The following is a 22,330-nucleotide window of genomic DNA, read 5'->3' as shown; positions in this document are numbered from 1 at the left end:
GTGCGACCCCCGCTTCGATCACAGCAGCGACAGCGGATAGTTGAAGATCAACCGGTTCTCGTCGAATTCGTTGTTGCTGTAATCGCGACGGATACTGGAGTTGCGCCAGCGGATGCTGAGGTTCTTGAAGGTTCCGCTCTGGATTACGTAGGCCAGTTCCGACTCCCTTACCCATTCCTTGCCATCGGTGATCGCCCCGGTGTGCACGTGCTTGCCGCTGATATAGCGGTTCATCAGGGTCAGGCCCGGAATGCCGACACCGGCGAAGTTGAAGTCATGGCGGACCTGCCAGGAACGTTCTTCCGAATTGTCGAAGCTGGAGTTGTAGCTGTCGTTGGCCAGGGTGCCGCCGCTGGTGCCGTTGACCCGCATCCAGGTATTGCCATCGACCCGCTGCAGGCCAAGCCAGAAGGTGCTGCTGCCATATTTGGCGGAGAACATGCCCGAGTAGGTCTTGTTGTCCAGCTTGCCGGCGCGGGCGGCGCCATCGTCGTCGCCGTGGAAATAGCCGAGGTTGGCACCGAGTGTCCAGTCACCGACAGGCTGCAAGTGGCTCACCTGCAGGTACTGCTGCTCGTAGACATCCTTCAGCACCGCATTCCACAGGCCGAACAGGGTACGGTCCTGATTGAACTTGTACTCGCCACCGACGAAGTTGAAGCGGTCCGACACCCCGCCGCCGTAGCTCATGTCGTCCATGCTCGCGTCGTTGCGCGGGCTGTTGCCGCGGAACTGGCCGCCGTAGAGGGTCAGGCCGGCGATCTCGTTGGAGGTGACCTGGCCACCGCGGAAGGTCTGCGGCAGGGAGCGGCCGTCGTCGGAGCGCAGGATCGGCAATACCGGCATCCACTCGCCGACCTTCAGCTCGGTTTTGGAGATGCGCATCTTCCCGGCCACTGCCAGGCGCCCGTAATCGTCAGCCGGACGTCCGTCGTCATGTCGCGGCAACAGCGCAGTGCCGTAGGTACCGCCACCGCCATCGAGCTTCACCGACCACAGCCCCAGCACATCCGCGCCGAAACCCACGGTGCCCTCGGTAAAGCCCGAGCGGGCGTCGAGGATGAAGCTCTGGGTCCACTCCTCCGCCTTGCTCTGCGGGTTGCTCGGGTTGGTGAAATTACGGTTGATGTAGAAGTTGCGCAGGCCGAGGGTGGCCTTGGAATCATCGATGAAACCGGCGGCGCTGCCGGTCATCGGCAGGCTGGCGAGCAGGCCGGTGCCGAGCAGGGTGAACGGAAGGGTGTGGCGGATTTTCATTATTGTTGTGCTCCCTGAGGGTGTGGCAGTCCGCCCTTCCGGGCGCGCATCGGCGACCTGCGGCATGGGGCGGGTGGCGTGGGGTGGAACCTGGGGTTCGCGCGGGTCAGTTGCCCACGACGAAACGCGGCGAACCGAAAGGGCTGGCCGGGCAAACCGCAAGAGGGGAGGTGCGCTGAGAAGACGAAGGTGATGTCGACATGGGCAGGTTCACTGTTTTTAGTTGTTGTTGTGTGTTGTCGTACAACATGTCGAATTATTAGCAAGGCCGCGATGGGGTGTCAACGCTCAAGCAAGGGCGGACTTGGCGATTGGCTTTGAGTTTATGAGGCAGATCTGGAGACAGGGGCTCTACTGCGCGGGTTGAGCAGTAGGCAAAGACATACGATGACAACCCGCGAATTGACCTCGGTCCTGTGGGAGCGGGTTTACCCGCGATTGCTATGGTGAGCTCACTGATGCAATCGCGGGTGAACCCGCTCCCACAAGGTCCCTGCAAATCAAAGAGTCATTTTTTCCATGAGCGACAGTAGCGGGCACGATCATCAGGCTGTAACCCCCCGTCCCTATCCTGCTTTTCCCCAGAATCCGCCGAAGACCGACAATGCATCCGGACCCAGCCAGCCCTCGCCAGTCCTTCATGATCCGCTCCGACAACATGAGCACCGACGATTTCGGCGCGCTGTTCACGCGCATGTTCGGCGATCTGTACGCCGGCATGCCGCGCCCGGATCGGCAGGTCGCCATTGCCGGGGTCTACGGTCGCTATAACGGTGTGAGCGTGCGCAACCTGAGCTTTCGCGGCGACCTGCGCACCGGCCTGCCCGACGCCGAGGACGAGATCACCTTCGTTTTTCCCACCGCAGGACGCATCGTGTTCAGCCATTCCAGCGAGATCGTCGGCACGCCCCGGATCGGCTTGGCAGTGGAGAAAACCGCGGTCAAGTCGGTTAACTTCATCGACGGCCATTCCCAGTACGGCATGTCCATCCGCCGCTCGATCTTCGCCCGTCGCCTGTCGGTCCTGCTGGGCAAGCCCATTCTCCGGCCCATTCGTTTCCACTCCATGGTGGATCTGGCTGCGGACGCCTTCCAGGGCATCAAGGCCATCGTCGGCATGGCTACCGGCAACGCGTTCGACCAACTGATGACCGCCAGTTCGCTGATGCCCGGCCGCCTGCAGGAAATGCTGGTGGACTCGGTGCTGGAAGCCTGGCCGCACACCTACAGCGACGAACTGAAACGCCCGCAAGCGCTGATCGCCCCGCGCCATGTGAGACAGGCCATGGACTACATCCAGGCCCATCCCGACGCCTTGCCCAGCGGCAGCGAACTGGCCGAACTCAGCAATATCAGCCTGCGTGCGTTGCAGGACGGCTTCCGTCGTTTCGTAGGTACCTCGATAGTGTCCTATCAGCGCCAGGTGCGCCTGCAACGGGCCCATGACGCCTTGACGCAGGATCCCTCCCGCTCGGTAAGCGAAATCTCGCTGGCCTTGGGCTTCAGCAATGTCGGCCGCTTCTGCCAGTACTTCCAGAACGCCTACGGCATCAGTCCGGCCGACCTGCGCGACGGGTCTTGAAGCGGGTCAGAACTGATAGCTGGCCTTCAGATTCCCGCTGACGCCATGACTCTCGCCACCCGCGATGACGCCAAGGTCAGCCCCCACACTGAAGTCCCCCTGGCTAGCCGTCAGGCTGAAACCGCCACTGAACTGGTCACGGCTGTCGAACGCCGCCCGCTGCTCGACATCCAGCCCCAGCAGATGGCCCTGGCTATCGACGTCATGGTTGCCCAGCGCATGCTCGTAACCTACGTCGAGTCCCGGCGTCAGTCGCCAGCCGGCACCCAGCTCATGCGCTGCGAAGGTGGCCTTGACGTTGGCAAAGGCACTGCGCCGGGTTTCCTGCAACCCTTCCACCTGCAAGGCCAGCTCGCTGCCCTTCTCCTGGAAGCCATCGAGATCCACCCGGCTGACCCGCACCCCCAGGCTCGGCTCGACCGTGACACCCGACATCGGCATCCGGTAACCCAGAGCCAGGCTCGCACCCGCCAGGGTGCCGTCGGTATCGCCCTTGGCCGCGCCGAGACCACCACCCAGTTCCCGCTTGCTGTCGTAGTCCAGCCAGCCGCCACTCAACCCGGCGTCAAGGAAGAGGCCACGGTCCAGCGTGTCGAAGGCGAAACGCGCACCGGCCTTGATGAAGGTCAGGCCGGTATCCACATCACCACCCGCCGCCCCGACGCTGCCATTGCTGTAGCCAAAGCCGGCATGCGCACTGAGCTGCTCGGAGAAACGCTGGGTAATGCCGACCATCATGCCCTGGGTATGCTCGTTGCTGCTCGCTGCCCGCGAGGAGCCATCGGTGCCCTGGTACCCGGCCAGCGCCGTGGTCCACAAGCGGTACTGGCCGATCTTCAGGTCGGTGCCGCTGGCATAGGGCGCCGCCGCGTTGTCCAGCAGCGCGCCCTGGCGCAGCAGGTAGCTGACCGCGTCGGCATGCACCTGCCCGCCCACGGTCGCTTCGACACCGCCGAGGGTGCCCGCATCGATCGCCGATTGCAGGTAGTAGTTGTAGGCCGTGTAGTCCCCGGACAGGCTGCTGTTCTGCAATTGCGACAGTAGCCGAGCCCCCGCCGCCGAGTTGCCCAGCAGGTCGGCAGCCCCCGGCAGGCTGTTGTAGAACACCATCTTCCCACGCAGTACGTAGATGGTTTCCTGGGACAGGCCGAGGCCTTCCTTCAGGTAATTGTCCATGCTGCCGTATTTGGCGGTTACCTCGTCGAGGCCGGCTTGCAGGTAGCTGGCCTGCACACCGAGCAACGGCTCGTAGATCGCCGCCATGCTCGCCGGCAGTGCGGCCAGGGTGGCGGCGACACGGGCAGCGGTGTAGTCGTTGGTGGCCAGGTAGTTTTCCATGATGGTCGCGCTGTCCACCCCGGCGATGCTCAGCAATACGGCGGCGGTCCAGCCGGTGCGGTCCTTGCCCGCAGTGCAATGGAACAACGCGGCACCGTCGGCCGCAGCCAGTTCGTTGAACAGTGCGCTGAATTGACTGCGCATACCGCTATCGCTGACGAAGGCGCGGTTGGTGTCCTCCATCATCGCCACGGCCTGGGCGGCGCTGGTGAAGGAGATGTTGGTCACGTTCGCGCCGGACGTGGTGCTGCCGATGATGTCGATGTTCTGGTACACCGCGCCGCTCGGCAGGGTGTCCGGGGTCGCGGCGATCTCGCTTGGGGTGCGCAGGTCGTAGACATTGGAAATGCCGAGGGTATTCAACGTAGCCAGGTCCGACGCCGTCGGGGTCAGGGCATTGGAGCGATAGAACACGCCCGAACGCATCGTGCCGTCATTGACCGTGGTGTAGGCCGTCGTGGTACCGGCGATATCGCGGAAGTTGTCGATACCGGTCAGGCGCGGGGTGTCGAGGTCGTAGGTCCCGGCGGCCTGGGCGGCGATGGACAGGCTGAGGGCGGACAGGGAAAACAGGACACGGAGCAACACGGCGTAGCCTCTTTCAGGGAAGTGAAGCGGCTACTATCTTCAGAGCGTTGTGACTGGATATTACAAAACCCCAGCATAGGAAAATGCCGGCGCGATCTGTCCGCATGCTGCGTTTTTCGTCCGTGATGGCTGCCCCGGGCAATCAGCCAATCCTGCATAGGCAGGACGTCCGGCTCGTCGGCGACAACCGAGAAGCCCTACACTCTATCCCGCGATGCAGACGGATGCGTCTGTCATACAAAACCTATAACAAGGAGGCGAAATGCCTTACCCCTCCGGCCGTGCAGCCTTTGGCGCGGGCGTCCGTGCCTTGCTGCCCCTCACGCCCGGCGTCATCCCCTTCGGCCTGGTCACCGGTGTCATGGCAGTCAAGATGGGCATGAGCCCGACCATGGCCATCGGCATGACCCTGCTGTTCTATTCCGGCTCGGCCCAGATGGTTGCCCTGCAACTGATCCAGGGCGGCGTGCTGCCGGTGGCGATCGTCGCCACGGCGCTGATCATCAACCTGCGCTTCATCATGTACAGCGCCTCGCTGGCGCCCTATCTGCACGCGTTGCCACGGCGCTGGACCTGGCCGCTGTCGTACATGCTTTCCGACCAGGCCTACGCGCTGTGCGTCTTGAGACTGTCGTCCGGCGAGCTGGGGCGCTATGGCTATCACTACTACGCGGGCACGGCAGCGGCCATGTGGCTGGCGTGGAACCTGTCGGTAGTGGCAGGCGTATTCGTCGGTGGGAGCATTCCGGAAAGCTGGTCGCTGGGTTTCACCATTCCCCTGTCGTTCCTCGCCTTGCTGGTGCCTGGGATCCGCAATATCCCGGCGCTGGTGGCGGCCATCGTCGGCGGCGGGATTGCCGTGGCGGCGGTGGATCTGCCGTACAACCTCGGGCTGGTGACGGCGTCGATCGGCGGAGTGGTTGCTGGGGTGGTCACGGAAAGCCTGCGCAGGAAAGCGTCGGAAACGGACTATCGAGCAGAAGGAGAAAGCCAATGAGCGACCTGGCCTTGTGGGGACTTTTCCTGGCCGTCGGGGTGGGGACCTTTGCCTTGCGCCTGTCCTTCGTCGAACTGTACGGCAACCTGCGTGTGCCGCCGCTGGTGAGCCGGGCGCTGGCCTATGTGCCGGCCAGCGTACTGGCGGCGCTGGTGCTGCCGGCGGTGGTGTATCCGGAAGGGCACGGGGATTTCGTGCTGGGCAATCCGCAGATTCCGGCGGCGGTGCTGGCGGCGCTGGTGGCGTGGAAAACCCGCAATACCGTGCTGACCCTGGCGGTGGGGATGGGGGCCTTGTGGGGGTTGAAGATGCTCATGCACTGAAGGCCTCATCGCCGGCAACGCCGGCTCCCACAAGGTCCGGCGGTGTTCGCGCACCCTGTGGGAGCCGGCGTTGCCGGCGATGAGGCCGTCAAAGTCACCGCACCAGTTTGATGCCCCCACCCGCCCCAAAACCAATCACTCTCCCCTTCCTGCCCCCTTCCAAACCACCTTCCTACAAACCCACAACCCCTTTACCCCGGCCCCTCCAGTAATAATCTGACCACTTGGCCATGTTTTTGCTTTGCAAGCTGCTCAACACACTGATCCCCGAGCAGTCCCATGTCCGAATTCCCCCTGCGCCTGGAGCTACGCGCCATTACCAAGCGCTACCCCGGCACCCTGGCCAACGACCGCATCGACCTGCGTATCGGCGGCGGTGAAATCCATGCCCTGCTCGGCGAGAACGGCGCGGGCAAGAGCACCCTGATGAAGATCATCTACGGCGTCACCGCCCCCGACTCCGGCCAGGTGCTGTGGGAGGGCCAGCCCGTGCAGGTGCGCGATCCGGCCCAGGCCCGCCGGCTGGGGATCGGCATGGTGTTCCAGCATTTCTCCCTGTTCGAGACCCTGACCGTCGCACAGAACATTGCCCTGGCCCTGGGCCGCGAAGCGGGTACGCCAGGGCAACTGGCGCCGCGCATCCGCGAGGTCTCCCGGCGCTACGGCATGGGCCTGGAACCGGAGCGCCTGGTGCACAGCCTGTCCATCGGCGAGCGCCAGCGGGTCGAGATCGTTCGTTGCCTGATGCAGGACATCAAGCTGCTGATCCTCGACGAGCCGACCTCGGTGCTGACGCCCCAGGAAGTCGACGAGCTGTTCATCACCCTGCGCGCCCTGGCCGCAGAGGGCTGTTCGATCCTGTTCATCAGCCACAAGCTCAACGAGGTCCGCGCCCTTTGCCACAGCGCCACGGTGTTGCGCGGCGGCCGGGTCTCGGGGGATTGCGTACCGGCCGAATGCAGCGACCTGCAACTGGCGCGGCTGATGGTCGGCGACGCCGAGGGGCTGGAGGCCAGCTACCCGAAAAGCGCAGGCCAGCTGCCGCGCCTGCGGGTAGACGACCTGACCTGGCGCAACAAGGACCCCTTCGGCACCTCCTTCGAACACCTGCGCCTTGAAGTGCGCAGCGGCGAGATCGTCGGTATCGCCGGGGTCGCCGGCAATGGCCAGGACGAGTTGCTGGCGCTGCTCAGCGGCGAAACCCGCCTGCCGGCCGGCGAGCGCGAACGCATCACCCTCGATAACCAGCCCATGGCCAACCTCTATCCCGACGCCCGTCGCGCCCTTGGCCTGGCCTTCGTTCCCGCCGAACGCCTCGGCCACGGCGCCGTTCCGGATATGAGCCTGGCCGACAACGCCCTGCTCACCGCCTTCCAGCAAGGCCTGGTCAGCCGCGGCTTGATCCGCTCGGGCAAGGTGCTGGAGCTGGCCGAGCGGATCATCGAGCGCTTCGCAGTGAAGACGCCGGATGCCCAGACCACGGCGCGCAGCCTTTCCGGCGGCAACCTGCAGAAATTCATCCTCGGCCGCGAGATCCTGCAGAACCCGAAACTGCTGGTCGCCGCGCACCCGACCTGGGGCGTCGATGTAGGTGCCGCCGCGGCGATCCACCGTGCGCTGATCGCCCTGCGCGATGCCGGCGCGGCAATCCTGGTGATCTCCGAAGACCTCGACGAACTGTTCCAGATCAGCGACCGCATCGGCGCCCTGTGCAGCGGTCGCCTGTCGCCGCTCAAGGCCACCGCCGAAACCCATACCGTGGAGGTCGGCGGCTGGATGGCCGGCCAGTTCGACACCACGCAAGACGCTGCCTGACGAGAAGCCTGCCATGTTGCTATCCCTTGAACCCCGTACCCGGCAGTCCCGCGCCATGCTCCTGCTGTCGCCCCTGCTCGCCGGGCTGCTGACCCTGCTCAGCGGAGCGCTGCTGTTCAGCGCGCTCGGGCATGACCCGCTGCCAACCTTCCACACCCTGCTGATCGAGCCGGTCAGCGATCTCTATGGCCTCTCCGAACTGCTGCTCAAGGCTCTGCCGATCCTGTTGTGCGCCCTGGGCCTGGCGGTGGCCTACCAGGCACGGATCTGGAACATCGGCGCCGAAGGCCAGTTGCTGATGGGCGCCCTGGCCGGCAGTGCCCTGGCCATCCAGATCATCGACTGGGACAGCCGCTGGGCGCTGCTCTGGGTCCTGCTCGCCGGGACGCTCGCCGGGGCCTTGTGGGGAGCGCTCGCGGCGTGGCTGCGCACGCACTTCAACGCCAACGAGATCCTCACCACCATCATGCTCAACTACATCGCCCTGAACCTGCTGCTGTTCTTCGTCCACGGTCCGCTCAAGGATCCGGACGGCTTCAGCTTCCCGCAGTCGGCGATGTTCGGCGATGCCAGCCGCCTGCCGGCGCTGTTCGAGGATGGCCGGGTGCATATCGGCCTGTACTTCGTCCTGCTCGCCCTGGTGGCGGTGTGGGTGCTGCTGCACAAGAGCTTCCTCGGCTTCCAGATCAAGGTGCTCGGCCTCGACCAGCGCGCTGCCGGATTCGTCGGTTTCCGCGAGAAGCGCCTGGTCTGGCTGGCGTTGCTGATCAGTGGCGGCCTGGCTGGGCTGGCCGGGGTCAGCGAAGTCAGCGGACCGATCGGCCAACTGGTGCCGCAGGTGTCGCCAAGCTACGGCTATGCCGCCATTACCGTGGCCTTTCTCGGCCGCCTCAATCCCCTCGGCATCCTCGTCGCCGGGCTGCTGATGGCGCTGCTCTACCTGGGCGGTGAAAACGCGCAGATGAGCCTCAACCTGCCGCAGTCCCTGACCGGGCTGTTCCAGGGAATGATGCTGTTCTACCTGCTCGCCTGCGACGTGCTGATCCTTTACCGGCCGCGCCTCAAGCTGGGCAGGCGCCAGCCCGTGCGCCTGCCCGAACCGGCGAATGCCTGACTCCGACTGACTTTTCGTTTACCCGCGCCAATGGCGCGCGGGCTGAGGTTTCGATTATGGATCCCGATCTGCTTGGCAACATTCTCTACGCCATGGTGCGCTGCGGCACACCGCTGCTGCTGGTCGCCCTAGGCGAGCTGGTCTGCGAAAAGAGCGGCGTACTCAACCTGGGCCAGGAAGGCATGATGCTGTTCGGCGCGGTGGCGGGCTTCATCGCCGCCTTCGCCACCGGCAACCTGTGGCTCGGCGTCCTGATGGCCTGCCTGGCCGGCATGCTGCTGTCGGCGCTGTTCGCCCTGGTAGCGCTGGGCTGCCAGGCCAACCAGGTGGCAACCGGGCTGGCCCTGACCATCTTCGGCGTGGGCCTGTCGTCCTTCGTCGGCTCCGCCTGGGTCGGCAAGCCGCTGACCGGCTTCGAGCCGGTGGCGATCCCGCTGCTGTCGGAACTGCCGATCGTGGGCCACATGCTGTTCAACCAGGATGTGCTGGTCTACCTGTCCTTCCTGCTCTTCATCCTGATCGCCTGGGTGCTGCTGAAAAGTCGTACCGGGCTGGTGCTGCAGGCTGTGGGTGAAAACCCGGATGCCGCCAGTGCCATGGGCCTGCCCGTGCTGCGGGTGAGAACCCTGGCGGTCCTGTTCGGCGGCGCCATGGCCGGCCTGGCCGGTGGCTATCTGTCGCTCGCCTACACCCCGATGTGGGCCGAGAACATGACCGCCGGGCGTGGCTGGATTGCGCTTGCCCTGGTGGTGTTCGCCAGCTGGCGGGTGTTCCGCGTGCTGCTGGGGGCGTACCTGTTCGGCCTCGCCAGCATCCTGCACCTGGTGGCCCAGGGCATCGGCGTGAGCTTCCCGGCCAACCTGCTGGCGATGCTGCCCTATGTCGCGACCATCCTGGTGCTGGTGGTGCTGTCGCGGGATGCGATCAAGACCCGCTTGTATGCACCGGTGTCGCTGGGGCAACCCTGGAAGGGTGGACGGTGAAGCAGCAGCCGTGACACGGCCCCTGTGGGAGCGGGTTCACCCGCGATTACGGTGGTGAATTCACCGACGCCATCGCGGGTGAACCCGCTCCCACAGGGTGCAGCGGCGCACCAGCGATGGGCGACCCGGACTCACTGACGCACCACTCCAGTTCCCTGAAATCACCACCCAGCCAGCCAACCCCGCAAAACACCATTTTTTGCCCACATGGTCAGCTTTTTGCACTGACGTTTTGCACTACCCAGAAAAGCCCGACACGGCCATTAGAAAAGACCCACAGGAGCCCACCCCCGATGCAACAGAAGAAAAGCAAGAACCTGCTGCGCACCCTGGCCGCCGCCATCGGCCTGAGCACCGCACTGTCCGCCTCCGCCGCCGATCCGTTGAAGGTCGGTTTCGTCTACATCGGCCCGATCGGCGACCACGGCTGGACCTACCAGCATGAACAGGGCCGCCAGGCGCTGATCAAGCAGTTCGGTGACAAGATCGACACCAGCTTCGTCGAGAACGTACCGGAAGGCGCCGACGCCGAGCGGGTCATCCGCAACATGGCCAAGGGCGGCTATGACCTGGTCTTCGCCACCTCCTTCGGCTACATGAACCCCACCGCCAAGGTCGCCAAGCAGTTCCCGAAAGTCACCTTCGAACACGCCACCGGCTACAAGCAGGACAAGAACCTTGGCACCTACCTGGCCACGTCCTATGAAGGTCGCTATGTCGGTGGTTACCTCGCGGCGAAGATGACCAAGACGAAAAAGATCGGCTACGTCGCCTCCTTCCCGATCCCGGAAGTGCTGCGCGACATCAACGCCATCCAGCTGGCCCTGGACAAATACAACCCGGGCACCGAGATCAAGGTGGTGTGGGTCAACTCCTGGTTCGATCCAGGCAAGGAGGCGGACGCCGCCAACGCCCTGATCGACCAGGGCGTCGACGTGCTGTTCCAGCACACCGACAGCCCGGCACCGATCCAGACCGCCGAACGCCGTGGCGTCTATGCCGTGGGCTACGCGTCGGACATGGCCCACTTCGGGCCGAAAGCGGTGCTGACCTCCATCGTCAACAACTGGGGCCCGCATTACATCAAGAGCACCCAGGCGGTCATGGACGGTACCTGGAAGTCGCAGGACTACTGGGGTGGCCTGGCCGACGGCACCGTCGAACTGCCGATCAGCGACCTGGTCCCGGCCGACGTGAAAAGCGGCGCCGAGCAGATCATCGCCAGCATCAAGGACGGCTCGTTCCACCCCTTCACCGGCCCGATCCTCGACCAGGCCGGCGCCGTCAAGATCCCTGAAGGCAAGGTGGCCACCAATGCGGAACTGGCCGGCATGAACTACTACGTCAAAGGCATCACCGCGCAACTGCCGAAGTGATCGCCAGGCGGGAGCGCCGCTCCCGCCCGCCCATGTGCCGCCGTCCCTCCCATGAGAACCGCGCACAAGGCCGGCCCCGCCGGCCTCTTCGCTGCCTGGGTACGAGAAGACTCGCAGCACTGCGGACCACACCCTGGTGCGGTCCGTCCTTCCCGGAGCCATTCATGAACACCCTGCCGATCATCGACATCACCCCGCTGTACCAGGACGATCCCGCCGCCCGCCAGACCGTGGCCAGGCAGATCGACGCCGCCTGCCGGCAATGGGGTTTCTACTACATCAAGGGACACCCGATCGCAGCGTCACGCATCGCCGAACTCAAGGCCATCGCCGAGGACTTCTTCGCCCGCCCGGTCGAAGAGAAACTGCGAATCGACATCACCCAAAGCGCCCATCACCGCGGCTACGGCGCCATCGCCACCGAGCAGCTGGACCCGAGCCGCCCGAGCGACCTGAAGGAAACCTTCGACATGGGTTTCCACATGGACGCGCAGCACCCCGACGTGCTGGCGAAAAAACCGCTGCGCGGCCCCAACCGCCACCCGGATATCCCCGGCTGGGAAACACTGCTGCAACAGCATTACCAGGACATGCACCAGTTGTCCCTGACCCTGCTGCGAGCGATGGCCGAAGCGCTGGGCATCGAGGCGGATTTCTTCGACCGGCGTTTCGCCGAGCCGATCAGCGTGTTCCGCATGATCCACTACCCGCCGCGCCAGAGCGCCAGCAGCGCCGACCAGCAGGGCGCCGGGGCGCATACCGACTACGGCTGCGTGACCTTGCTGTACCAGGACAACGCGGGCGGCTTGCAGGTGCAGAGCCTGGACGGCGAATGGATCGACGCGCCGCCCATCGAGGGCACCTACGTGGTCAATATTGGCGACATGATGGCGCGCTGGAGCAATGACCGTTACAAGTCCACGCCGCATCGGGTGATCAGCCCGCTAGGGGTGGACCGCTACTCCATGCCGTTCTTCGCCGAGCCCCATCCGGATACGGAAATCAGCTGCCTGCCGAACTGTTCCGGCCAGGACAACCCGGCCCGCTACCCGGCCGTTTCGTGCAGCGCCTACATGCTCTCGCGCTTCGCCGATACCTACGCCTACCGCCGCGAGGAAGCCCAGGCCTGATCCGCAACCAGGCCCCGTGATGGCGCGACGACGCGCCATCCTGAAGCACCTTCGCCAGCCACGACGCCGCGCAACCCTATGGTTGCGCGGCGTCGTGCGTTTACAGGCTGCGAAAAACGCCGGGCCAACGAAATTATTACGATTTCTGTCCATCCGGACAGGAATTGGCACCCTTCCTGCTCTATCGAGAAAGCCTGACCAACACGACAGGTTCACCCCTTGAAAAACACAAGAAATCAGGAGCTTTCGATGATCCGCACCACTACTTCCATGCTGCTGGCGGGCGGCGTGCTGGCAACCGGTCAGGCCCTGGCCGGCGACCTTCTGCTGTGGCAGGACAACAGCCTCACCTACCTCAACGGCATCGACTTCAAGGTCGATCCGCCGAAGCAGCAGACCGTCACCTTCGAGCACGCCAGCGGCTGGAGTTTCGGCGACCTGTTCTTCTTCGTCGACGGCATCAAGTACAACACCGAGGCCACCAACGGCGCGGGCGACGGCCACAGCTTCTACGGCGAGTTCAGCCCGCGCCTGTCGTTCGGCAAGATCAGCGGCACCGACCTGTCGTTCGGCCCGATCAAGGACGTGCTGCTCTCGGCCACCTATGAATTCGGCGAGGACGATGTCGATACCTATCTGATCGGCCCCGCAGTGGACCTGAACATCCCCGGCTTCGACTACTTCCAGCTCAACACCTACCTGCGCACGCCGGATGGCAAGCGTGACGGCAAGGGTGTCTGGCAGATCACCCCGGTGTGGAGCTACACCGTGCCGGTGGGCAATTCCAACGTAGTCATCGACGGCTTCATCGACTGGGTGGTGGACAACGACAAGAGCTACCACGCCAACTTCCACTTCAACCCGCAGATCAAGTACGACCTGGCCAAGGCCATGGGCTGGGGCGAGAAGTTCTATGTCGGGGTGGAGTATGACTACTGGAGCGACAAATACGGGATCAGCCACGACAGCTACCTGGGCCAGGAAGTGCTGGGCGGAACGAACCAGAGCGCGATCAGCCTGCTGGTGAAAGCGCACTTCTGAGGCCGGTCCGAAGAACAAAACATAACTCTTTGATTTGCACGGACCCTGTGGGAGCGGGTTCATCGGACCGCCGAACCGCCGCGATTGCTATGGTGAATCCACTACCGTAATGGCGGCGGTTCGGCGGTCCGATGAACCCGCTCCCACAGGGCCGCGGTCAGCCTCGAAACGGTACCGGCTCATAACGGCAACGCCCGCCCCTGGATCACCTGCTTCATCACCAGCGTCGAACTCAAGCGCTGCACGTTCGGCAAGCGTGCCAGATGCTCGTCGTAGAGCTGCTGGAATGCCGGCAGATCGCGGGTGACGATGCGCAGCATGTAGTCCGGGTCGCCGAACAGACGCTGGGCTTCGAGGATCTGTGGAATCTCCGGCAGCGCCGCCTCGAAGGCATGCACCGCCTGCTGGTGCCCTTCACGCAAGGTCACGAAAACGATCGCGGCGAAATTGAGCCCCAGCTCGGTCGGCGACAGGTACGCGCGATACCCCTGGATCACCCCCGACTCCTCCATCGCCCGCACCCGTCGATGACAGGGTGAGAGGCTGAGGCCGACCCGCTCGGCCAGTTCGGTCAGGGATTGCCGGCCATCCCGTTGCAGCTCGGCAAGAATCTTTCGATCAATACGGTCCATCAGGAAGGATCTTCCACATTCAGGGCGAACCCGGAGGATATACGAAAGATAATTCCCGCAGCGCTTGCGTAGTCTTCTGAAGACATCTTCAGCGCAAATCCCGGGGAGTTTCCGATGACTGTCAGTGTCCTGGCCGCCTTTTGGGCGGTGTCGTTTCTGTTCGTGATTACCCCGGGCGTGGACTGGGCCTACGTCATCTCCGCCGGAATCCGCGGACGCTGGGTGGTACCGGCGGTGGCCGGATTACTGGCAGGGCATCTGCTGGCGACGCTGATCGTCGCGGCGGGCGCCGGAGCGCTATTGGCCAGCAACCCGGCGGCACTGTCGGTGATGACCCTGGTCGGCGCCGCGTACTTGCTGTGGATGGGCGTGAACATGCTATGGAAGCCTTCGACGCCCTCGGCCGGCGAGGACAAGGCGGAGTCATGGTCGCGCTGGGTGTTGCGCGGGTTCTGCGTCAGCGGGCTGAACCCCAAGGTGTTCCTGCTGTTCCTGGCGCTGCTGCCGCAGTTCACCGATCCGCTGTCCAGTTGGCCGGTGCCGGGCCAGATCCTTGCCCTTGGCCTGCTGCATCTGCTGAGCTGCGGGATCATCTACCTGCTGGTCGGCTATAGCGCTCGCAGCGTGTTGCAGGCCCGGCCGGCGGCGGCACGCAATGTCAGCCGCCTGTCCGGGCTGGCGATGATTGCCATCGCCGCCGTGCTGTTCGGCGAGCGGCTGCTCGCCTGACCTGGTCAGCCTTCCTTGGACAGGGGTACGCCGGGTCGCGACTTGGGCCCGCTCAGTCCCCAGGCGATCAGGCCGATCACCGGCACAAAGACCACGAAGACGATCCACATCATCTTGTTCTCAGCCCGCGCCGGGCTGCCGATGATGCGTTTGATGGCCCAGACCTCGAGCACCGCCAGCAACACCGCGAGGGTGATCCACAAATGTCCGTGTTCCATAGGCTGTCTCCCGTTTGGCTGTTTGCATTGGGCACGGCAGACGCCTCGGGGTTCATTCGGATTGCGGATCAGAAGCTCAGGCAGATCTTGCCGAAGTGCCGGTTGCTTTCCTGGTAACGGAACGCCTCGACGATCTGCTCCAGCTCGAACGCCTTGTCGATCACCGGGCGCAGGCCATTGGCATCGATCGCCCGGATCATCGCCTGCTGCTGCGCACGGCTGCCCACCAGCACGCCCTGCAAGCGGATCTGCCGGACCAGCGCCTGCACCAGCGGCAACTGCCCGGCGACTCCGGTCAGGATGCCGATCAGCGAAACATGCCCGCCAATCCGCGCGGCGATCATGGATTGTTCGAGGGTCGCCGGGCCGCCCACTTCGATCACATGGTCCACGCCACGGTTATCGGTCAGGGCGCGCACCTTCTCGCCCCAGTTCGGCGTGCTGCGGTAGTTGATCACTTCATCAGCGCCGAGGGTCTTCAGGCGCTCCAGCTTCTCGTCGCTGGACGACGTGGCGATCACCGTAGCGCCCGCCGCCTTGGCGAACTGCAGGGCGAAGATCGAGACGCCGCCGGTACCTTGCACCAGCACGGTATCGCCCGGCTTGAGCGAGTCATCGGCCATCAGCGCACGCCAGGCGGTAAGGCCGGCGGTGGTCAGCGTCGAAGCCTCGGCATGGCTGTAGCCCTTGGGTGCGCGGGTGAAGGAGGTGGCACGGGCGGTCACAAGCTCACGCGCATAGCCATCGATACCGTCGCCCGGCACCGTGGCGAAGCCTTCCACCAGCGGCTCGCCATCGAGCCAGTCAGGGAAGAAGGTGCTGACCACCGAATCGCCCACGGCGAACTCGCTGACCCCCTCGCCCACCGCGATCACCTCGCCGGCGCCGTCGGCCATGGGGATACGCGGTGCGCTCGGGCCCCACATACCGCTGACCACGGCGAAATCGTGATAGTTGAGGGAGTTGGCGTGCAGGCGCACGGTGATCTCGCCGGCGGCCGGAGCTGCGGCTTCCGCGCTGCCCAGGCCGACCTTGTCGTAGCCGCCGCCGGGTTGAACGTAAATGGCTTTGCTCATGGGGTTCTCCTGGGAGTAGGTGATAGTTCGGCTTGTGAGAAACCTGTGGGAGCCGGCGTTGCCGGCGATGAGGCCAGTCTGGACACAGCCGGTGCCCGATCGGGCCTCATCGCCGGCAACGCCGGCTCCCACAAGAGTCTTCAGGATCAATATCCGAGCAGGACCCGCAACGCCCGGCAATCCGCCGCATGCCAGTCCGCCAGTTCCGGCCAGGGATTGTCCGGCAGGTTCACCAGCACCGTGCGCGTACCCGCCGCGCGGCCACAGTCCAGATCGAAACGATAGTCGCCGACCATCACCATGTCAGCCGGCTGCACCGCCCAGGCCTCGGCCAGTTTCAGCAGGCCGCCCGGATGCGGCTTGGGCGGGGCCTCGTCTCGCCCGAGTATGCTGTCCACCGGGAAGCAGTCCGCCACGCCGATGGCGTCCAGCGTCACATGGGCCAGTTCCCGCGCATTGCGGGTCAGGATACCCAGTTGATAGCCACGCCCGGCCAGTTCCCGCACCAGTTCCACCGCACCTTCCGCAGGTTTCGAGGCAATCGCCAGGTCGCGCTCGTGCTCCAGCAGCCAGGCGTGCTTGGCTTGCGCTTCTTCGGCAGGCAAGGCGGCAAGGTGGGTGAGGATGTCGTCCTCCGGCGGAATGCCCAGCGCTTGGCGAATCGCGGCGAAGTCATGCACGGCCACGGTCAGGGTGCCGTCCATGTCGAACACCCAGTGGCGAATGTCCTTGAGGCTCATGCCCAGTCCTTGCGGTGACGGATCAGCCCTTCCTGGCAGGACGAGGCCACCAGTTGCCCGGCGCGGTTGAAGATGCTGCCCCGGGAGAAACCGCGGCCATTGCCGGCCCAGGGGCTGTCCATCGCATACAGCAGCCACTCGTCCGCGCGCAGGTTGCCGTGGAACCACAGGGCGTGGTCGAGGCTGGCGATCTGCATGTCCTTGTGCCACACCGACTTGCCATGGGGCATCAGCGAAGTGGTCAGCAGGCCGAAATCGGAGGCGTAGGCCAGCATGTACTTATGCAACGCCTGGGAGTCCGGCAGGGTGCCGTCGGCGCGGAACCAGGCGTACTTCACCGGGTCGCCGGGCTTGGGATTGAACGGGTCCTTCTCGGTGACCGGACGCACCTCGATGGGCTTGGCGCACAGCAACTTGTCGCGGATGTGTTCCGGCAGCCGGTCGGCCACGGAGCGCGCCAGCTCGACTTCCGACGGCAGGTTTTCCGGGCCCACCACCTCGGGCATCTGGCCCTGGTGCGCGAAGCCTTCCTCGTCGTACTGGAACGAGGCGCTGCAGGTGAAGATCGGGTGGCCCTTCTGGATCGCGGTGACGCGCCGGGTGCTGAAGCTGCCGCCGTCACGCACGCGGTCTACCGAGTAGACCACCGGCATGCTGGCATCGCCCGGACGCAGGAAGTAGCCATGCAGGGAATGCACGTGGCGCGCCTCCTCGACCGTCTGGCTCGCCGCCGAAAGCGACTGGCCGAGTACCTGGCCGCCATAGAGCTGGCGGAAGCCCAGGTCCTGGCTACGACCGCGGAAGAGGTTTTCCTCGATCGCTTCCAGACTCAACAGATCGACCAGATCGTCCAACACATGGCTCATTCGAGATTCTCCAAAGCAAGGCCCAGGCGGCAAATGATACAGGGTTTGTCCGAATATTCGCGGGTTCAGCCGCGCAAGGTGGCCTGCCATTGGGCCCGGTCGATGCGATACAGCACGTGGGGACGCAGCGGGTGGCCGGGTTCGAGTTTAGGGTGCTCAAAGTCGCCGGCGGGGTCTGCCTGCATGCCGATGGCCTGCATGACCTTCTGCGAAGCTAGGTTCTCGCGGGTGGTGAACGACACCACTTCCTCCAGGCCGAGCTGGGCGAAGGCACAGCGCAGGCAGGTCCAGGCCGCCTCGCTGGCGAAGCCCAGGCCCCAATGGCGACGGGCCAGGCGCCAGCCGATCTCCACCGCCGGGGTGAAAGCGGCGTCGAAGCCAACGTTGAGCAGGCCGGTCATGCCGATGAAGGCCCCGGTGTCCTTGCGCTCCAGCGCCCACAAGCCATAGCCGTATTCGGCGAAATGCCCGCGGATCTTGCCGATCAGCGCGGCGCTTTCCAGCCGGCTCAGGGGTGCGGGGAAATAGCGCATCACCTGCGGGTCGGCGCACAGCGCAGCGAATTCCTTAAGGTCGTCGTCCTGCCATTGGCGCAGCACCAGGCGCGCGCTTTCCAGCTCGAGAATCTGCGTCATCGATGGCTCCAGGGTCCATGGCCTCGCAGTCTACAGCGTAGGCAGGCAATGCTGGCTACGCCCGGCCCTCATCGGGCAAGATCACCCGGTACCCATCGCCGGACCCGCCATGCGCCTGCCTCTTGTTTACCACGATGACTACAGTCCGGAATTCCCCGCCGGGCACCGCTTCCCGATGGACAAGTTCCGCCTGCTGCACGACCACCTGATCGCCAGCGGCCTGACGACCGATGCCGAGCTGCATCGCCCGGACATCTGTCCCAACGACATCCTCGCCCTGGCCCATGATCGCGCCTATATCGAGCGCTACATGAACGGCGAACTGTCCCGCGAGGACCAGCGTCGCCTTGGCCTGCCCTGGAGCGAAGCGCTGGCCCGGCGCACCGTGCGCGCGGTGGGCGGTTCGCTGCTGGCCGCCGAACTGGCGCTGCAGCACGGCATCGCCTGCCACCTGGCCGGCGGTACCCACCATGCCCATTACGATCATCCGGCAGGCTTCTGCATCTTCAACGACCTGGCGGTGATCAGCCATTACCTGCTGGAAGCCGGACGGGTGCACCGCGTGCTGATCTTCGATTGCGACGTGCACCAGGGCGACGGCACGGCGCGGATCCTCGAACACACCGCGGACGCGATCACCGTATCCCTGCACTGCGAGCAGAATTTCCCGGTCCGCAAGGCCCGCAGCGACTGGGATATCCCGCTGCACCGGGGCATGGGCGATAGCGAATACCTGAAGATCGTCGATGACGCCCTGAACTACCTGCTGCCGCTGTACCAGCCAGACCTGGTGCTGTACGACGCCGGGGTCGATGTGCACAAGGACGACGCCCTCGGCTATTTGCAACTGACCGATGCCGGCGTCGCTGCCCGTGATACCTGCGTACTGCGTCACTGCCTGGGCCGGGATATCCCGGTGGTCGGGGTGATCGGCGGCGGCTACAGCAAGGACCGCGAGGCCCTGGCCCGACGCCACGGCATCCTCCATCACAGCGCGCAACGGGTGCTGGATTACCCACAATGACTGTGGAACCGCTTGTGGATAACCTGCGGGAAAGCCCTTCCGCCCCCGTGAAACCGGGGCTGCGCGGCGCTTGATCGTTTTTTGTACAGTGCCCTGCCCGCCTCGCCTCGGGTAGAATGCGCGGCCTACTTATCCCCAGCCTGCCGCCACCATGACCGATTCCCGCACCACCGTCCCTGCCCACGTCGCCATTATCGGCGGCGGCCCCGCCGGCCTGATGGCGGCCGAAGTCCTGGCCCTGGCCGGGGTCCGAGTCGATCTGTACGACGCCATGCCTTCGGTGGGGCGCAAGTTCCTTCTGGCCGGGGTGGGCGGGATGAATATCACCCACTCCGAAGCCTACGCGGATTTCGTCTCCCGTTACGCCGAGCGCAGCGGCGAGATCGGCGCGTTGCTGCAGGGCTTCGATGCCGATGCCTTGCGGAAGTGGATTCATGGGTTGGGGATAACGACCTTCGTCGGTACGTCGGGTCGGGTTTTTCCCACCGACATGAAGGCAGCACCGCTATTGCGTGCCTGGCTCAAGCGCCTGCGCGACGCCGGAGTAGTTATCCACACCCGGCACCGCTGGCTCGGATGGAACGACGAAGGCGCGCTGCGGATTGGTTATCCACAGGGTGAGCTGGCGATCCGGCCTGACGCCACGATCCTCGCCCTCGGCGGTGGCAGTTGGGCGCGCCTGGGCTCGGACGGCGCCTGGCTACCCTGGCTGACCGAACGGGGCGTGGACATCGCCCCATTGCAGGCGGCCAACAGCGGCTTCGAAGTCGCGGCCTGGAGCGAGCTGCTCAAGCAGAAATTCGCCGGGGCACCGTTGAAGAACATCGCCTTGAGCCTGCCGGGGCAGGCACCGCGACTGGGCGAGTTCGTCCTGACCGAAGGCGGGGTGGAAGGCAGCCTGGTCTATGCCTGGTCGTCGCAGATTCGCGAAACCATCAACCGTGACGGCCAGGCCACGCTATTGCTGGACCTGCTGCCGAACAAGGCTGTGGACAAGATTGCTGCTGCGTTGAGCAAGCCGCGTGGATCGCGGTCGATGGCGAAACATCTTCACGGGCAACTGGGGCTCGACGGGGTGAAGGCCTCGCTGCTGCGCGAGCTGACCGGCCCGGAGTTATTCGCCGATCCGCAGAAGCTGGCGGCGGCGATCAAGGCCCTGCCCATCGTACTGGTGCGTGCGCGACCGCTGGATGAGGCGATCAGTACCGCTGGCGGGGTGCGCTTCGAGGCGATGGACGAAGGGTTGATGCTCAAGCAGGTGCCCGGTGTGTTCTGTGCCGGGGAGATGCTGGACTGGGAGGCGCCCACCGGGGGATATCTGCTGACGGCCTGTTTTGCCAGTGGCATGAGGGCCGGGTTGGCGGTGCTGGAGTGGCTTGGCAGGGATTGATGGATTGGCTGTACCGGCCTCATCGCGGGTGAACCCGCTCCCACAAGGACGGCGCAGTCAGTGTGGGAGCGGGTTCACCCGCGATGAGGCCCTAAAGCACAGCCACAATCTCAGGGCTTGCGCTTTTTCGGCCCGGTATTGAACGACGGTACCTTGCGCACCGCCTTGGCCGGCGCCACCGGTGCGTCACCGCTGTCCATCCAGCGTCCCAGGCTGCCCTTGGCTCCGCCCGCCTTGGGCTTCTTCGGCTTTTTCGGCTTCTTCAGGATCTGCCCGCTGGCATCGGTCACCGGCACCCGGTGATCCGGCTCGAAGCCCGGCTCGTCATGGCGCGGCAGGGTCTTGCGGGTCAGGGTCTCGATCGCCGAGAGCAACTGCACTTCGTCGGCACATACCAGGGAAATCGCTTCACCGGTATTTCCCGCCCGGCCAGTACGACCGATACGGTGGACATAGTCCTCGGCCACGATCGGCAGGTCGAAGTTCACCACCAGCGGCAAATCATCGATATCCAGCCCCCGCGCCGCCACATCGGTGGCCACCAGGATCTGCACTTCCCGCGCCTTGAAGCTGTCCAGCGCACGCTGGCGGGTCGCCTGCGGACGGTCACCGTGGATGCCGTCGGCATTGATGCCCATGCCCAGCAGACGCTCGACCAGCTGGTCCACGCCGTTGCGGGTCTTGGCGAACACCAGCACCTGGCTCCAGCGCTGCTTGCGCAGCAGATGGCAGAACAGTTCGGCCTTGCGCTTTTTATCCACAGTGACGATCCACTGCTTCACCGTGCTCGCCGTGACGTTGCGCGGGCTGACTTCGACGCTCAGCGGGTTGGCGAGCATCTGCCCGGCCATCAGGCGGATCTCGTCGGAGAAGGTGGCGGAGAACAGCAGGGTCTGGCGCTTGACCGGCAAGGCGGCGTAGATCGAACGCAGTTCCTCGGCAAACCCGAGGTCGAGCATGCGGTCGGCTTCGTCCAGCACCAGGGCCTGGAGCTGATTGAACTTCACCGCGTTCTGGCGGAACAGGTCGAGCAGGCGGCCCGGGGTCGCCACCAGCAGGTCGATACCCTTGCGCAGCTTCATCATCTGCGGGTTGATGCTGACCCCGCCGTACACCGCGTAGGTGCGCAGCGGCAAGTGCTCGGCGTATTCGCGGATATTCGCGTGGACCTGCTCGGCCAGTTCGCGGGTCGGCACCAGCACCAGGGCGCGCACCGAGTTGGCGGCGACCTGGGCGCCTTCCAGGGTCAGGCGCTGCAGCAGCGGCAAGGCGAAACCGGCGGTCTTGCCGGTGCCGGTCTGGGCTGCGGCCATCAGGTCGCGGCCGGCCAGCACGGCCGGGATCGCCTGGGCCTGGACCGGCGTGGGGGTGTTGTAGTTGAGGCCGTCGAGGGCGCGCAGCAGCGGTTCGATCAGGCCGAGTTTGGCGAATGTCATGGAAATACCGTCAGGGGCTTCGTGCAATGGCGCGAAGTCT

21 protein-coding genes are annotated in these 22,330 nt (G+C 64.9%); 12 read left to right on the top strand and 9 right to left on the bottom strand.

The window, feature by feature from the left end; translation table 11 throughout:
- Window positions 1–18 precede the first annotated feature (18 nt).
- Window positions 19–1,257, bottom strand: a complete 1,239-nt coding sequence (locus tag ACKLLE_RS14160) for an OprD family porin (protein WP_420058312.1) — start codon at window positions 1,255–1,257, stop codon at window positions 19–21.
- A 604-nt stretch (window positions 1,258–1,861) separates the two neighbouring features.
- Between ACKLLE_RS14160 and ACKLLE_RS14155 the strand changes: the two genes are divergently transcribed.
- Entirely contained in the window at window positions 1,862–2,839 is a 978-nt protein-coding gene (locus tag ACKLLE_RS14155) for an AraC family transcriptional regulator (RefSeq protein ID WP_420058311.1), read from the top strand.
- Window positions 2,840–2,845: 6 nt separating this feature from the next.
- Here ACKLLE_RS14155 and ACKLLE_RS14150 read toward each other — a convergent pair whose 3' ends face one another.
- Window positions 2,846–4,765 (bottom strand): tyrosine-protein phosphatase, encoded by a 1,920-nt coding sequence (locus tag ACKLLE_RS14150; protein ID WP_420058310.1) that lies wholly within the window; start codon window positions 4,763–4,765, stop codon window positions 2,846–2,848.
- Between the two features lie 262 nt (window positions 4,766–5,027).
- On the opposite strand from ACKLLE_RS14150, the gene ACKLLE_RS14145 reads away from it, so the two are divergent.
- The 8 genes from ACKLLE_RS14145 (at window position 5,028) to ACKLLE_RS14110 (ending at window position 13,544) form a co-directional block, all read left to right on the top strand.
- Window positions 5,028–5,762: an AzlC family ABC transporter permease gene (locus tag ACKLLE_RS14145; protein WP_420058309.1), complete on the top strand. Its 735-nt coding sequence runs from the start codon at window positions 5,028–5,030 to the stop codon at window positions 5,760–5,762.
- On the top strand, window positions 5,759–6,085 hold the full coding sequence (locus ACKLLE_RS14140; RefSeq protein WP_009394850.1) for an AzlD domain-containing protein: 327 nt from the start codon (window positions 5,759–5,761) through the stop codon (window positions 6,083–6,085). The genes ACKLLE_RS14145 and ACKLLE_RS14140 overlap by 4 nt, the downstream gene beginning before the upstream one ends.
- 279 nt (window positions 6,086–6,364) lie before the next feature.
- Entirely contained in the window at window positions 6,365–7,900 is a 1,536-nt protein-coding gene (locus ACKLLE_RS14135; protein WP_420058308.1) for an ABC transporter ATP-binding protein, read from the top strand.
- 13 nt (window positions 7,901–7,913) lie between these two features.
- Complete coding sequence (locus ACKLLE_RS14130; RefSeq protein ID WP_420058307.1) at window positions 7,914–9,014, top strand: ABC transporter permease; 1,101 nt, start codon at window positions 7,914–7,916, stop codon at window positions 9,012–9,014.
- 56 nt (window positions 9,015–9,070) lie between these two features.
- On the top strand, window positions 9,071–9,997 hold the full coding sequence (locus ACKLLE_RS14125; RefSeq protein WP_009394853.1) for an ABC transporter permease: 927 nt from the start codon (window positions 9,071–9,073) through the stop codon (window positions 9,995–9,997).
- 293 nt (window positions 9,998–10,290) lie between these two features.
- Complete coding sequence (locus tag ACKLLE_RS14120; RefSeq protein WP_420058306.1) at window positions 10,291–11,373, top strand: BMP family ABC transporter substrate-binding protein; 1,083 nt, start codon at window positions 10,291–10,293, stop codon at window positions 11,371–11,373.
- A gap of 164 nt (window positions 11,374–11,537) precedes the next feature.
- The gene (locus ACKLLE_RS14115; RefSeq protein WP_420058305.1) at window positions 11,538–12,503 is read left to right on the top strand and encodes a 2-oxoglutarate and iron-dependent oxygenase domain-containing protein; all 966 of its coding nucleotides are present in this window, start codon (window positions 11,538–11,540) and stop codon (window positions 12,501–12,503) included.
- Window positions 12,504–12,752: 249 nt separating this feature from the next.
- Entirely contained in the window at window positions 12,753–13,544 is a 792-nt protein-coding gene (locus tag ACKLLE_RS14110; protein ID WP_420058304.1) for an outer membrane protein OmpK, read from the top strand.
- 179 nt (window positions 13,545–13,723) lie between these two features.
- Here the strand turns inward: ACKLLE_RS14110 and ACKLLE_RS14105 are convergent, their stop codons facing one another.
- A complete protein-coding gene (locus tag ACKLLE_RS14105) occupies window positions 13,724–14,176 on the bottom strand; it encodes an Lrp/AsnC family transcriptional regulator (RefSeq protein ID WP_009394857.1) in 453 nt (150 codons plus the stop codon).
- Window positions 14,177–14,290: 114 nt separating this feature from the next.
- Between ACKLLE_RS14105 and ACKLLE_RS14100 the strand changes: the two genes are divergently transcribed.
- Window positions 14,291–14,905, top strand: a complete 615-nt coding sequence (locus ACKLLE_RS14100) for a LysE family translocator (protein ID WP_064302013.1) — start codon at window positions 14,291–14,293, stop codon at window positions 14,903–14,905.
- A 5-nt stretch (window positions 14,906–14,910) separates the two neighbouring features.
- Here the strand turns inward: ACKLLE_RS14100 and ACKLLE_RS14095 are convergent, their stop codons facing one another.
- From ACKLLE_RS14095 to ACKLLE_RS14075, 5 genes are all read right to left on the bottom strand, one after another.
- Complete coding sequence (locus tag ACKLLE_RS14095) at window positions 14,911–15,123, bottom strand: PLDc N-terminal domain-containing protein (protein WP_009394859.1); 213 nt, start codon at window positions 15,121–15,123, stop codon at window positions 14,911–14,913.
- A gap of 68 nt (window positions 15,124–15,191) precedes the next feature.
- The gene (locus tag ACKLLE_RS14090; protein WP_420058303.1) at window positions 15,192–16,199 is read right to left on the bottom strand and encodes a zinc-dependent alcohol dehydrogenase family protein; all 1,008 of its coding nucleotides are present in this window, start codon (window positions 16,197–16,199) and stop codon (window positions 15,192–15,194) included.
- A 146-nt stretch (window positions 16,200–16,345) separates the two neighbouring features.
- Window positions 16,346–16,939 carry an HAD family hydrolase gene (locus tag ACKLLE_RS14085; RefSeq protein WP_420058302.1) on the bottom strand — a complete coding sequence of 198 codons (594 nt, stop codon included), beginning with the start codon at window positions 16,937–16,939 and terminating at the stop codon, window positions 16,346–16,348.
- Complete coding sequence (tesB, locus tag ACKLLE_RS14080) at window positions 16,936–17,805, bottom strand: acyl-CoA thioesterase II (protein WP_009394882.1); 870 nt, start codon at window positions 17,803–17,805, stop codon at window positions 16,936–16,938. Before tesB ends, ACKLLE_RS14085 begins: the two co-directional genes overlap by 4 nt.
- A 65-nt stretch (window positions 17,806–17,870) precedes the next feature.
- Window positions 17,871–18,440: a GNAT family N-acetyltransferase gene (locus ACKLLE_RS14075; RefSeq protein WP_064302016.1), complete on the bottom strand. Its 570-nt coding sequence runs from the start codon at window positions 18,438–18,440 to the stop codon at window positions 17,871–17,873.
- Window positions 18,441–18,549: 109 nt separating this feature from the next.
- Here ACKLLE_RS14075 and ACKLLE_RS14070 point away from each other — a divergent pair, with 109 nt between their 5' ends.
- Entirely contained in the window at window positions 18,550–19,464 is a 915-nt protein-coding gene (locus ACKLLE_RS14070; RefSeq protein WP_009394884.1) for a histone deacetylase family protein, read from the top strand.
- Window positions 19,465–19,615: 151 nt separating this feature from the next.
- Window positions 19,616–20,854 (top strand): TIGR03862 family flavoprotein, encoded by a 1,239-nt coding sequence (locus tag ACKLLE_RS14065; protein WP_420058301.1) that lies wholly within the window; start codon window positions 19,616–19,618, stop codon window positions 20,852–20,854.
- 110 nt (window positions 20,855–20,964) lie between these two features.
- Here the strand turns inward: ACKLLE_RS14065 and ACKLLE_RS14060 are convergent, their stop codons facing one another.
- Window positions 20,965–22,290 (bottom strand): RNA helicase RhlE1, encoded by a 1,326-nt coding sequence (locus ACKLLE_RS14060; RefSeq protein WP_009394895.1) that lies wholly within the window; start codon window positions 22,288–22,290, stop codon window positions 20,965–20,967.
- Window positions 22,291–22,330 lie beyond the last annotated feature (40 nt).

Source organism: Pseudomonas bharatica, from assembly GCF_048586865.1.
GTDB lineage: Bacteria > Pseudomonadota > Gammaproteobacteria > Pseudomonadales > Pseudomonadaceae > Aquipseudomonas > Aquipseudomonas bharatica.
Note: the sequence above shows the minus strand (reverse complement) of the source record. Positions and strands in the feature narration are given on the sequence as shown.